This window comes from Moorena sp. SIO3I6 (genome assembly GCF_010672095.1).
This window is the reverse complement of the sequence record NZ_JAAHHU010000083.1, coordinates 1-12,816: the sequence shown is the minus strand read 5'-3', so window position 1 is coordinate 12,816 and position 12,816 is coordinate 1. Positions and strand designations below refer to the sequence as shown.

Sequence of the window (12,816 nt, the reverse complement as noted above, 5' to 3'; positions counted from 1 at the left end):
GACAACAGGGTCAATTTCTATAGCGCTTGTCATAATCAGGAGCTAAACAGGATTTTTTCCCTCTTGCCTCTTGCCTTCCCCTCCTGGGAGGGGTTAGGGGTGGGTGCCTCTTGCCTGTTGCCTATTATCTCCTTCACCCTTGATCAAGAATTAATAGCTAGCAATTTTTGAAAATTGGTATAGGGTACCTAAATCAATTGTGATAATTTTTGATGCCATATTCCCTACTCCCTACTCCCTACTCCCTACTCCCTACTCCCTACTCCCTGTTTCCTTTGCTATATAAGTTATCGTGGTGATTAAAGACTCGCAAACCAGCGACAGATTGCCATGAGAAAATTTTTGATACTGTGTCTGTTTGTAGTAGGGCTGGGTTTTGCCCTGTTTAACTTTAAAGGATTGGCAAATCAGGGGAATTTTGAGTCGATTGTGATCGACTTCCGGGAAGATATACCAGCTGCTCAACTTAATGAGCAATTGCAAGCGATCGCAAAAGAATACGAGGTTAATCCCCAACTCAATAGTGAATTTTCAGCAGCGGATCACATTTATATCCTAAAAGGAGATAAACAACTGCTGAATACCCTGAAACAATCAGGACTATCCCAAGCAACAGAATATATTGAACCAAACTATACCTATAGTGCCTTCGAGGTTCCCAATGACCCTGACTATGGCAAGCAGTGGAACCTGCGCAGCATTAATGTAGAATCTGCCTGGGATGACACCAAGGGGAGTGGCGTAACAGTAGCAGTGATTGACACCGGGGTCAGCGCAGTCCCGGATTTGAAAGATACTGAATTTGTTGAAGGCTACGACTTTGTCAATGACCGGATTGAAGCATGGGACGATCAAGGTCACGGTACTCACGTAGCCGGTACCATTGCCCAATCTACCAACAATGGTTACGGTGTTGCCGGAATTGCTTACGAAGCTACCCTGATGCCCCTAAAGGTATTGGCAGCCAGTGGTGGTGGTACAGTGGCTGATATTGCGGAAGCAATTCGCTTTGCCGCTGATCATGGGGCAGATGTGATCAATATGAGTTTAGGGGGGGCTGGTGAAAGCAATCTGATGGCAGAGGCAATCGACTATGCCTATTACAAAGGTGTTGTCCTAGTGGCTGCTGCTGGTAACTCTAACCAAAATGCTGCCGCTTATCCTGCCCGCTATCCCCATGTTATTGGTGTTTCTGCCCTTGATTCCGCAGGTCTGAAAGCTCCCTACTCTAACTTTGGTGCTGGGGTAGATATCTCAGCCCCTGGTGGCAGTGAAAATGGTAAGATTTTGCAAGAGACGATTGATGGAGACACAGGCAGCCCTGTATTTGCTGGCTTCCAAGGCACCAGTATGGCATCGCCTCACGTAGCTGGTGTGGCAGCTTTAATCAAAGCTACTGGGATTCAAGACCCTGCTGATGTATTGAATGTACTCAAGCAGTCCACCCGAGCTATAGAAGATGACCCCCTAAACCACTATGGTGCTGGACAATTGGATGCTGGTGCTGCGGTTAAACTGGCTCTGAAAGGACAAATTACCTTCCAAGACTTCTTCCGCTGGTTACGGGATAACGGCTATCTCAATCCTCGCTTTTGGATTGATGGTGGTGTGATCGCCCTCTGGCCGAAGATTGCTATGGTACTAGGTTCTTACCTGCTGGCCTGGTTCTTGCGCAATTATTTTCCCTTTACTTGGAGTTGGTCCCTTGCCACTGGCTTAGTAGCCGGGAGTTCAGGATTATTCTTCCTGAAAGGTTTGTATATATTTGACTTACCCCAATGGCCCTTCCGAGTCATGGGCAGTTCGATTCCAGAATTGGGTAGCGCTATTGGCAGCAGCAGTTTTCTCAACCCTCTATTTGCCAGTGTTGTGATTCCATTTATATTAATCGCGCTACTGTTAGGACATCCGCAATGGAAGTGGTTAGCAGTTGGTTCAGCTCTCGGTGTGGCCAGTTGCCTAGCTGTGAGTGCTGTGGTTTCACCTGAGCTAATCTGGCTTGGAGGCGGGGTTTTGTCTCGGGTGTTCCTGATTGCCAATGCCTTGCTCTGTTTTGGACTAGCTTATTTAGCCGTTCAAGGGGAGAAACAATCAGCATGACGATCAGCATCAAAGGCGTGATTGAGCGCAAAGACATCGGGTCAGGAGCCTGGGCACTGGTTTCTGACTCAGGGGAAACCTACGAACTCAAGGACACTCCCGCACAGTTAAAGCAATCGGGACTGAAGGTCACGGTTACAGGAGAGGTGCGAGAGGATGTGATGACCTTTGCGATGATTGGTCCGGTTTTGGAGATCAAGTCTTTTGAGTTACTTGATTGAGGATCTTATCTCTTAAAGGAAGACAATCAGGACGTAAGTATTCAGCTATCAGCTATCAGCCGTCAGCTGACGGCTGATAGCTGACATCAGGACTTACCCATCAAGACCCTTAAAGCCCGCTTTCTAGTTATAAATTAAAGGCTGAAATCCCTGTAATTATCGTCGATAAGGGGGTTTGTGCATTAGTCTTGACAAGTTAAGATGCTCCGGATATCCCTATTTCCCGATCACCCCATCACCCATCGACCCTAGCTCCCTAAAAGCTATGGTCAAAAATCATCTACCGATGGGGTGAAATCCCAAGACTCGGTAATTACCGAGTCTTGTCAAAATCTTTACAAAAACCATAATAAAGCTCAAACAATACACCTAGAGCTTCTCCCTAAGACTGACAAACTGCTTAATACCAAGGATTAGCCACTGTTGACCTGAATTAGCAAAGTTGAGGGTCAGGCTGACTAAAATGCTCTGCAGACAGTGATGAAACCCCAAAGGAGTATCTTGGGGAAAATTTCAGATGTTAAGCTAGTTGGTAACACGCTTATCATAAGTATCGATCAACCTAACCCTAATCCTTTCTCCTGGAAACCTTACTGATTCAGTACATCCACTGCTGGGTATGAGTACCAATTACCAAAGGGGAAATTAGCTGGTTGCCAAAGCAATTTCACCTGTTTTAAGTGCTTAAGACTGTGTCTTGATGCAGTCGCTCATGGGGGAAACCACGGCAGTCGCTCATGGGGGGAACCCCCAAGACCGCTTAGGTGCGCTTACAGTCGTCGAATTAAATTCGCCACGGGTCGCACCTCTGCCTCCCCAAGACCGCTTAGGTGCCCTTGACCCGTAATTAAATTCGCCACGGGTCGCACCTCTGCATCGCTTAATCAGTTGGTGTTTAGAGGAAAAGGAGCAAGCAAACTAAATCTATAGAGATGGCTAGATAGAGTGGGTAACACCTTACCACCCAGTGAAAAAAAATCCCCAGCTCACCAAAGTGAACCGGGGGTGTCAATCAGGGTGCATCTACCATTTCACTTTTCCGAGATTGGTGATAGCAATCCGGAAAAATCTGGGTAAAGTGGCACCCAAATGCTGGAATTAGGAAATTTTCTGATTCACAACAATTAACAGAGTATGCCTTGGAAACCTTAAATAAAAAACGGCATCAATACCATGAGCCAACAAGAATTTTCCCCTAAAGGAATACTCCTCAATAAGCAAATAGTAAACAAATATTCAAGAATTTTTAAACCTTCAGCCAAAGCTCGTCACTATGAGCAAAATTGATCCCTTGAAATTGAGCAAAATTGGGCAACAGTGGCACAGGAATTCCATATCTCCGTAACCCCCTTAGGAAAACATGATGATTATCTGGTGCGCATCGAACGAGTGGCACCGGGAGTCTCATTGGCAGAAGAACAAGTCAGTTGGCCGGTAGAAGAATGGTTAACCCAGGCCAAGCAACTGATGAATGACCCCCTATTTAGTGTCCTGCAGGGTAGGGCAGCTGGGGTGGATGGCAGTTTTGCCATGCCATCTTGGGGAGAACCGTACTCTCAATCCTCTTTAAACTTAGTTGCCTTGGGTCAGGAGCTATACAATGCCCTATTTAAAGGAAGCTTGCGGGATAGCTGGATGATGGCGCAAGCGATCGCTCAAAATCAACGGTCGGTTTTGCGGCTGCGTCTGGGATTGAAAGGCACAGAATTACCCCGCCTACCTTGGGAAGTCCTCCATGCTGGGGATCGCCCCCTAGCCACAGGAACTGATGTGGCTTTCTCCCGCTACCAGATGACCAAAGGCTTGATTAGACCAGTTCCGAAGCCTTTGTCTCCACCGAATCAACCTCTGAAAATTTTGATGGTGATCGCCGGTCCAAGTGATCAAGAAAGTTTAGAACTCTTACAAGAAGCATCTCACCTCAAAGAAGAACTCCGCCATCGTTCACCCAATGGACCCCCAGCGATTCATCTGACCATTCTGGAACAGCCAGGACGGGAACAGTTAACCCAAGCCCTGGAACAAGGAAAATATCAAGTCTTCCACTATGCTGGTCACTCTAACCTAGGGGAATCAGGTGGTGATGTTTACCTGGTTAGTAAAAAAACTGGTTTGACAGAGACCGTAAGGGGTGATGATCTAGCGGGATTGTTAGTTAATAATGGTGTCCAGCTGGCTGTATTCAACTCCTGTCGTGGTGCTCATACAGCTGTTTCAGATAGCCAGGAAAACGGTAACGATCAAAATCTCGCCCAAGCACTGGTTAAGCGGGGTATTCCTGGTGTTCTAGCCATGGCAGAGCGTATTCCCGATGAGGTAGCCCTGACCCTAACCCGATTATTATACCGTAACATCAACCAGGGTTATCCCATTGACCTAAGCCTCTCGCGAGCTAGACAAGGACTGATTTCTGCTTATGGCTCGAACCAGCTTTATTGGGCATTACCTGTTCTCTATCTGCATCCGGAATTTGATGGTTTCCTGACCAATGATGACCAGAGTTATGACCGAACTCAAATATTTACCCTGCCCGATCCTCATGAGACCTCTGTCGGGTTAGACCCAGAAGAGGCGTTTTTTACGCCACCAACAGAATCTGATCATACCACATTCTCAGAATTTGAGGAAGAGTCAGCTCTTGTCTCTAGGGGAGAAGCTGAGTATGACCATGAAAGTCTCACTGGTGTACCACAGGGTTTAGAATCCCATGAACTAGAAGCAGACGATCCCGCTGCTTTCATTAAGGGATTGCTGGATCAGCTGAATACAGAGGCTCAGGGTGGGGAATCAAAAATAGCAGCATCGAATTTAGAGGGGTTATCCGAAAACCCTTACTCAGACACTGCTCAGAAGAACTTACCAGTCCATACCCCAAGCCAACTCCCTGCTCCTAGGAAAGCTTCAGCCGCAACCCTGACAGCGGCTTTGTCTAGCGATGGTTCAACCCAATTAGCTCCAAAGCCTGAGGATACTACGGCAGAAGTTGAGGCTAAAAAGGTCACTAATCCTAAACAGAAGGGTTCAAGGTTACCAGGTTCACCATTGTGGATCGGACTAGGAGCAACGGGAACTCTTGCCTTAGTACTTTTGGGCGTTTGGTTTTTCCAGAAGCCTCCTGGTTCTGAGGTAGGGACACAATTACCACCAGGTTCGGAGACACCTGGTGATTACCCAACTTTGACAAATGCTAAAACCAACATCGTCACAGCGATCGCAATTGAAGCATTCAGTAAGGGTAATATTATTCGAGGAACCGAAGCTGTAACGGCATTGCTAGACCGGGGTGCATTACCCGATGCTTCTGCTGCCCTTCAGGAAGTTCCCTCAGAACAATTGAATCAGTCAATGGTGAGTTTCTTAAGAGGTCGTCTGGCATGGCAGTCGATCCAGACCCGCTCCGATGAATACAGTCTTGATGATGTCAGACGTTATTGGCAAAGAGCAGTCAAACAAGAACCTGACTCTTGGACTTACCGTAATGCCCTAGGGTTTGCCTATTACGCTGAAGGCAAATACGAGCGAGCTAACCAAGCTTGGTATGACGCATTGTACAGGAGTAGCAACAAGAAATCTACAACAGTTGGATCTGGAAAATCCACCAATTCCCAAAAATTGAATACCTATGCTGGCTTAGCGCTAGGGTCGTGGAAATCGGCTCAAGAACAAAACGGATCTAAGCGGGCGAGTTTGTCCCAACAATCCCTCAAGCTACGGCAACATGTGCTCACCAACGATCCGATTAACTTCCAACCTGATGCCTTGAGCAAGAACTGGCTTTGGTCACAGCAAGCGATTAAAGATTGGCAATCCCTGTTAGAGGTTAGAACTTCTAACAATTGACGGGTTTTGCGTCAACCGTCAAGAGTGAACAAAGGGCAAATTAAGGGCAAATTAAATCACCACTAGCCTCGGCTGATTACTGATCCCGCATCAAGGAAGACAGAGAGCGGCGCTTACGCATATCCATCATGTTGGCAAGAGTCTCGTCTTGAGCATTGGTCTGATCAGTAGGCTCTGGTGGCAAAACCGTTACCTCGGTCTGTTGGTCATCGCTACTGTTTTGTGATGGTAATAATGGTACTGATTTGACTGGTTGTTGTTTGCGAGTCGCCTTACGGCGTCTAGAATTACGGCGTCGCCTTCTACTGCTGACACTAGATGTTATCGGTCTTTTCGGTTTCGTTTTCCGGCTTGAAAATTTTAGAGCCTGAGTAAGCAATAAGCAACCGCTGGCGCAGCCTATAGCAACAACACCAAACAAAGACAGTGGCACAGCCTCTTTTGCCGCTGATGCCCGCAGTTGGGCCAGAGCTGGTTGTGGATTATTGGCTTCTTCTTCAATCGGTCCAGGATCAATCAGACCCATAGTTGCTATGCTACCGGCTAAGACCATAACAACCCAAAGCCCAACCCAAACAGCAATCTGATGATTGTATATTAGCGTTTGGATGGACTGGAAATAATCTTGCTTTTGAGCCTGATGACCAGATGGTTTAGACATCGACGCTCACGATTAGTTAAAAAACACGCTGACGGCATTTTAGCATGGCTAGTCAGTTCGACCAATGTCTTTAAGGAGGTTATTGGTGACACTACAGCGTAAATCCCAGTTTCAAGAGTATTTAAACCCTGAGACTACTACTGAGACTACTACAGGGATCTCGACTCAAAATCCTACAGATTATGGTGTTAAGTTGATAGACTCATCCTGTTCTCCAATCCCTAAGCATAACCAAAACCATAACCAAGATCACAAGACCTCTCAATCTTGGACAATTGAGAAAAGTGAGGAGCTTTATCAGATCCAAGGCTGGGGAGAACCCTACTTTGCCATTAACACTGCTGGTCATATCATGGTGTCCCCTAAAGGCAATGGCGGCGGCTCGTTGGATTTGTTGGAACTGGTAGAATCCCTGAAGCAGCGCAACTTGGGACTACCATTACTAATCCATTTTTCAGATATTTTGGCAGACCAGATAGAGCAATTAAACGCCTGTTTTGCCCAAGCCATTAGTCGCTACAAATACCCTGGTCGTTACCAGGGAGTGTTTCCAGTTAAATGCAACCAGCATCGACATGTGGTAGAGGATGTCGTGTATTTTGGTCAACCTTATCAATTTGGTTTAGAAGTCGGTTCTAAACCTGAATTGATGATTGCTCTAGCAACATTGCTCACTCCGGATTCCCTAATTATTTGTAACGGCTACAAAGACCGGGAGTATCTTGAAACTGCCCTTTTAGCTAGGCGATTGGGACATAATCCGATAATTGTCCTAGAACAGCTAGAGGAAGTGCAGCTAATCATTGAGGTGGCGGCTTCGTTAGGAAGCATCACACCAGTGCTGGGGGTGCGAGCCAAACTGAGTACACAAAGCATGGGTCGTTGGGGAAACTCTGTAGGAGATAAAGCTAAATTTGGCCTGAAAATTCCAGAAATACTCCAAGCCATTGACCAGCTACGGGAGGCTGGGATGCTTGAGTCATTGCAGCTGTTGCACTTCCACATCGGCTCTCAAATCTCTGCCATTAGCGTAATTAAAGATGCTATTCGCGAAGCCAGCCAAATTTATGCTGAGCTGAAGGGATTAGGGGTGAATATGCAGTATCTAGATGTAGGTGGTGGCTTGGCAGTGGATTACGATGGCTCGAAAACGAACTTCCATGCCTCCAAAAACTACAACATGCAGAACTATGCTAATGACATTGTGGCTGCGGTGAAGGATGCTTGTGAGGAACATCAAATTCCAGCACCAACACTGATTAGTGAAAGTGGTCGTGCGATCGCATCCCATCAATCAGTCCTGATCTTTGATGTTTTGAGTACCAGTGATGTCGAATCTCAATCCCCTCCACTGACAACGGAACAAGACCATCTAATTATTCGGAATCTTTGGGAAACTTACTGTACTATCGACCTTGAGAACTACCAGGAAGCCTATCATGATGCCATCGAGCTTAACCAAGAAGCAAAAAGCCTGTTTAGTTTAGGCTATCTGAGCATTACTCAGCGGGCTAAAGCCGAGCAGCTTTATTGGGCGTGCTGTCAGAAGATTCGGGAAATTATCAGGACACAAGACTATGTTCCCGATGATCTAGCAGACCTGGAAACGATCATGGCATCAATTTACTATGTCAACCTATCAGTCTTCCAATCAGTGCCAGATTGCTGGGGAATTAACCAGCTATTTCCGATTATGCCCATTCATCGGTTGGATGAAGAACCAACCCAAAGGGCTATCCTGGCTGACCTTACCTGCGATAGTGATGGTAAGATTGACCAATTTATTGACCTGCGGGATGTTAAATCGTTGCTGGAACTACATCCTTTGCGCAAAGCCGAGGAGCCAGAGAGAATTTCCAATTCCAAATCCCAAATCCCAAATCCCAAATCCAAAGAACCCTACTATTTGGGTTTCTTCCTAGTCGGTGCCTACCAAGAGATTATGGGGAATTTACACAATCTTTTTGGTGATAGTAATGCAGTTCACATCAAATTAAGCCCCAGAGGGTATGAAATTGAACACGTGCTTAAGGGAGATACAATTACGGAAGTTTTGGGTTATGTGCAGTATGATGCTGAAGATTTGGTGGAAGGTATGCGCCGCCTCACAGAACAGGCGTTGCAACAGAACCGAATTACTTTGGCAGAATCTCAACGGCTGCTGCAAAATTATGAGCGGAGTTTGAGGAGTTATACCTATTTGAGTTCCTAAGCTCAGGAGTTACCCAGTAACTCGAATTGTTGGGTTTCCTACAACTTATAGGGTTTGGTGCTCAGTTTTCGGTAAGTTCTGCTGAAGAAAAGCATTTCATTGTACTCCCTACAGCCAAAGCGATGGATATATGATTGATGGCACAGACAAGCGCTAAGGTAATCTTTGCCATGAATCCTGAACCATGAACCTTGACAATAAACAATGTTTATCTTTAAGTTAGAACCGTCGTGAAGTGCAAGTTTTATCGAGTGATTTGACTAACATGCCCACCAAAGAAAATCGCTTTTTGCAAGGGCGTAAAATCGCTCCGGGTCCGATTACGGCAGGAATCCCAATCACAGAGTTGATCGACCAGACGTTTCTAGCCTACAATTCCGGTCGATTACGAGAAGGCTGTCAATTATTGGTAGAGCGGATGTTGCAAGCCAACGTAACCGTGGGTTTAAGTTTGACAGGAGCATTAACCCCCGCAGGGTTAGGAATGGCCGCAGTGATACCACTGATGGAGGCAGGGTTTGTCGATTGGATAGTATCTACGGGAGCCAATCTCTACCACGACACTCATTTTGGCATCGGATTGGAACTTCATCAAGGGCGGCACGATATTAGTGATGTGGTATTGCAGAAAGAAGGGGTTGTCCGGATCTATGACATTTTCTTCGATTATGACGTGCTGCTATCAACGGATAAGTTCTTTCGTCAGATCATTGAACAGCCTGAGTTTAAGTCTCGAATGGGAACGGCAGAGTTTCACTACCTCTGCGGTAAGTACATTGCTGCACGGGAGCAGACATTGGGACTAAAACACCAATCCCTGCTGGCGGCAGCTTATCGGTTAGGAGTCCCCATCTATACCTCCAGCCCTGGAGATAGTTCGATTGGGATGAATTTAGCAGCGCTAGGGTTGCAGGGAACTGGACCAATCATTGATGTGTCCTTGGATGTGAATGAAACGGCAGCAATTGTGCTGGCAGCTAAAAACCATGGGGGAGCCAGTGGGATTTGGATCTTGGGAGGTGGCTCGCCGAAAAATTTCATGTTGCAGACGGAACCGTATCTTCAAGAAGTCTTGGGTATTGATGAGAAGGGGCATGATTACTTTCTTCAGGTAACTGATGCCCGCCCAGACACAGGGGGTTTGTCAGGAGCAACTCCATCGGAGGCGGTCTCTTGGTGCAAGCTTGATCCACAAAAGTTATCAGAAACAGTAGTGGTTTATTGCGACTCGACTATTGCTATGCCCCTACTGACAGCTTACTGCCTAGCTAAGGTAGCGCCTCGTCCTCTAAAACGCCTCTATGACCAACGAAAAGCTTTACTGGAGCAGTTGAAAGAGGCACATTTGGCTACCCAGGCTACAGCAGTCAGGTGAATTAGGATTTATGGGAACAGCGGATCTCGGAACAGGGAACTTTAGGAAAGAGCGATGCATCACTACTCCCTACTCCCTACTCCCTACTCCCTAAAACCTAGAACTTTTTACCTGACCCAATTGATAACTGCTATAAAGTATTCCTATACCTCGTCAAACAGGCAAGCTTGTACAAAATTCTAGCCCCAACATTACCATCCCACTGATCTCCAGAGTCTCCGGGAGCAACTTCGCACAGATCAAAACCAATAATAGTTTTGCCAGCTTGGACTAGCGATCGCACTAAATAAATTGCCTCGTTAAATTCCAATCCTCCCGGCACAGGAGTACCTGTATTGGGACAATAGGTGGGATTCAATCCGTCAATGTCAAAGCTAATATAAACTTTATTAGGTAAATTAGCAATAATTTCCTGGCACTGGGCTGCCCAGGTTATACCTTCGTAAGTGTTAGCTTTGAGCTGCCAGTCATCAAACACTACAATCCGGCGATCGCTCTTTGCCATTGCCATTTCCTCTTCACAAACATCTCGGATGCCAACCTGAACTAAACGATTAATCTGAGGTAGGGTCAGGGCATTGTACATGATCGAGGCATGGGAATAAGTAAACCCTTCATAGGCTTGCCGGAGATCGGCATGGGCATCAATTTGTAAAATGCCGTATTCCTGGTGTTGCTGTGTTAGGGCTTTCATTAACCCAAGAGGAACACTGTGATCGCCACCGACTATGCCAACCAGCTTGCCTTGCTGCAGCAGTTCCAGTGCTTGAGTGTAAACCCAGTTATAGAGAGCAGCACAGGCAGTATTAACGATGGCTAACTGTTTTGCGATCGCATCATCATCCACATTGCCACCAGCTTCTAAATACTGAATAATCTCTTTAGCTATCAACCTCATGGCACGATTTTGGTCTTGGATAGCTGAGTTAATCGGTATAGTCCCGCACCTCGTTTCCCAAGCTTGGGGTACATCAAAGTCGTACCAATCTAACTGTACCGAAGCTTCTATTATCCCTTGGGGACCGTTTGCTGCCCCCTCTCGGTAAGATGTGGTCACGTCCCAAGGAACAGGGAGGAAAACTATTGAAGCCTCCTCAACCGAATAGGGCAAGCCAAAGAAGCAGCCATTGGGCACAGTAATCTCATTAGGATTAAAACTGGCTTTATTCATTAGCCCTTGGTTAATTTTTCCTATTCTACCCGAACCTCGTCCCTACGGGAATCCTGGTATTAGGGATTAGCAATGCTTAGATTAGGCACACTTACATTAGGTACTAAAACCCTTAACCCAAGCCCTAACCCCTAATCCCTAACACTATTACCATCAAAACTAAATTGAAAAATTACTAGCACTATGGTAGATATCAAAGAAATTCCCCTAGAGCAAATCCGCCGTCCTCTACCACGACAAAATGATCCAAACAAGGTGGCGGCGCTAATGGAATCAATTGCCAAAGAGGGTTTGCTCGAACCCATTGATGTGTTAGAAGTAGATGGGCAATACTATGGTTTTTCCGGTTGCCACCGTTACGAAGCACACCAGCGTTTAGGAAAAAAAACCATTAAGTGCCGCGTGCGTCGCGCTCCTCGGTCGGTCTTAAAACGGCATTTAGCCTGAAAATTAGCAATTTTGGGACAAAAATAGGTTCATACCTTGGAATAATTTCCAAATAAACCAGAATTGCTTAAAATTAGTCTGTTTAAAGCTGACCGTCGCTACTATTAGTTTTGAGTAGGAACCTTTAGGAGAGTACTATGGCAACGATTGTACCTGTCAATATTGGTATTGATGAACAAGACCGCAAAGAGATTGCTGAGGGACTGTCTCGTCTGCTAGCGGACACTTATACCCTATACCTGAAGACCCATTACTTCCACTGGAATGTTACCGGACCAATGTTCAACTCCCTACACCTGATGTTTGAGCAACAGTACAATGAGTTGGCTTTAGCAGTGGATGCGGTAGCAGAGCGGATTCGTACCCTAGGCTATCCTGCTCCTGGTAGCTACAGTCAGTATGCGCAATTATCCTCCATCCCAGAAACCAGCGATGTTCCGGAGGCTGAGGAAATGGTGCGCTTGCTAGTGGAAGCGAATGAGGCAGTGGTACGAACTGCACGGTCTGTTTTCCCAGCCGCTGAACGTGCTAACGATGAGTCCACAGCTGACCTGTTGACCGAACGCATGAGCATACACGAAAAAACGGCTTGGATGCTGCGCAGTATTTTAAAATAAGCTTGTAATTATGTACATAGATCCCCCCTAGCCCCCCTTAAAAAAGCAGGGCTGTTTCATTCTCGCAAAAAATAGATGGGGAGATGGGGAGATGGGGAGATGGGGAGAATTTTGGACTAATACTCGGGATTTTGGGCAAATTTATCGTTCCCTTCCTCGAAGGCCGTTAACA

10 protein-coding genes are annotated in these 12,816 nt (G+C 46.3%); 8 read left to right on the top strand and 2 right to left on the bottom strand.

Annotation, left to right across the window (positions count from 1 at the left end; translation table 11 throughout):
* Positions 1-330 precede the first annotated feature (330 nt).
* The 4 genes from F6K49_RS22050 to F6K49_RS22035 all read left to right on the top strand — a co-directional run bounded on the left by F6K49_RS22050 (position 331) and on the right by F6K49_RS22035 (position 6,161).
* Positions 331-2,100, top strand: a complete 1,770-nt coding sequence (locus tag F6K49_RS22050; protein ID WP_293100113.1) for a S8 family peptidase — start codon at positions 331-333, stop codon at positions 2,098-2,100.
* Entirely contained in the window at positions 2,097-2,321 is a 225-nt protein-coding gene (locus F6K49_RS22045; RefSeq protein ID WP_293100110.1) for a hypothetical protein, read from the top strand. Before F6K49_RS22050 ends, F6K49_RS22045 begins: the two co-directional genes overlap by 4 nt.
* Positions 2,322-3,033: 712 nt before the next feature.
* Positions 3,034-3,168 (top strand): hypothetical protein, encoded by a 135-nt coding sequence (locus tag F6K49_RS22040; RefSeq protein WP_293100107.1) that lies wholly within the window; start codon positions 3,034-3,036, stop codon positions 3,166-3,168.
* Positions 3,169-3,638: 470 nt separating this feature from the next.
* Entirely contained in the window at positions 3,639-6,161 is a 2,523-nt protein-coding gene (locus tag F6K49_RS22035) for a CHAT domain-containing protein (protein ID WP_293100104.1), read from the top strand.
* Positions 6,162-6,237: 76 nt separating this feature from the next.
* On the opposite strand, the gene F6K49_RS22030 is transcribed toward F6K49_RS22035, so the two are convergent.
* Positions 6,238-6,822 carry a hypothetical protein gene (locus tag F6K49_RS22030; RefSeq protein WP_293100101.1) on the bottom strand — a complete coding sequence of 195 codons (585 nt, stop codon included), beginning with the start codon at positions 6,820-6,822 and terminating at the stop codon, positions 6,238-6,240.
* Between the two features lie 64 nt (positions 6,823-6,886).
* Here F6K49_RS22030 and speA point away from each other — a divergent pair, with 64 nt between their 5' ends.
* The gene (gene speA / locus F6K49_RS22025; protein ID WP_293100097.1) at positions 6,887-9,034 is read left to right on the top strand and encodes a biosynthetic arginine decarboxylase; all 2,148 of its coding nucleotides are present in this window, start codon (positions 6,887-6,889) and stop codon (positions 9,032-9,034) included.
* Positions 9,035-9,299: 265 nt separating this feature from the next.
* On the top strand, positions 9,300-10,409 hold the full coding sequence (speY, locus tag F6K49_RS22020; protein WP_293100093.1) for a deoxyhypusine synthase: 1,110 nt from the start codon (positions 9,300-9,302) through the stop codon (positions 10,407-10,409).
* A gap of 130 nt (positions 10,410-10,539) precedes the next feature.
* Here speY and F6K49_RS22015 read toward each other — a convergent pair whose 3' ends face one another.
* Positions 10,540-11,580 (bottom strand): agmatinase family protein, encoded by a 1,041-nt coding sequence (locus F6K49_RS22015; RefSeq protein ID WP_293100090.1) that lies wholly within the window; start codon positions 11,578-11,580, stop codon positions 10,540-10,542.
* Between the two features lie 183 nt (positions 11,581-11,763).
* On the opposite strand from F6K49_RS22015, the gene F6K49_RS22010 reads away from it, so the two are divergent.
* The gene (locus F6K49_RS22010; RefSeq protein WP_075895955.1) at positions 11,764-12,027 is read left to right on the top strand and encodes a sulfiredoxin; all 264 of its coding nucleotides are present in this window, start codon (positions 11,764-11,766) and stop codon (positions 12,025-12,027) included.
* A gap of 137 nt (positions 12,028-12,164) precedes the next feature.
* Entirely contained in the window at positions 12,165-12,644 is a 480-nt protein-coding gene (locus tag F6K49_RS22005) for a Dps family protein (RefSeq protein ID WP_293100087.1), read from the top strand.
* Positions 12,645-12,816: the final 172 nt, after the last annotated feature.

Coding starts and splice junctions, on each gene's coding strand:
- F6K49_RS22050 (WP_293100113.1), top strand. CDS start 331: ATGAGAAAATTTTTGATACTGTGTCTGTTTGTAGTAGGGCTGGGTTTT.
- F6K49_RS22045 (WP_293100110.1), top strand. CDS start 2,097: ATGACGATCAGCATCAAAGGCGTGATTGAGCGCAAAGACATCGGGTCA.
- F6K49_RS22040 (WP_293100107.1), top strand. CDS start 3,034: ATGGGGGAAACCACGGCAGTCGCTCATGGGGGGAACCCCCAAGACCGC.
- F6K49_RS22030 (WP_293100101.1), bottom strand. CDS start 6,822: ATGTCTAAACCATCTGGTCATCAGGCTCAAAAGCAAGATTATTTCCAG.
- speA (WP_293100097.1), top strand. CDS start 6,887: ATGTCTTTAAGGAGGTTATTGGTGACACTACAGCGTAAATCCCAGTTT.
- speY (WP_293100093.1), top strand. CDS start 9,300: ATGCCCACCAAAGAAAATCGCTTTTTGCAAGGGCGTAAAATCGCTCCG.
- F6K49_RS22015 (WP_293100090.1), bottom strand. CDS start 11,580: ATGAATAAAGCCAGTTTTAATCCTAATGAGATTACTGTGCCCAATGGC.
- F6K49_RS22010 (WP_075895955.1), top strand. CDS start 11,764: ATGGTAGATATCAAAGAAATTCCCCTAGAGCAAATCCGCCGTCCTCTA.
- F6K49_RS22005 (WP_293100087.1), top strand. CDS start 12,165: ATGGCAACGATTGTACCTGTCAATATTGGTATTGATGAACAAGACCGC.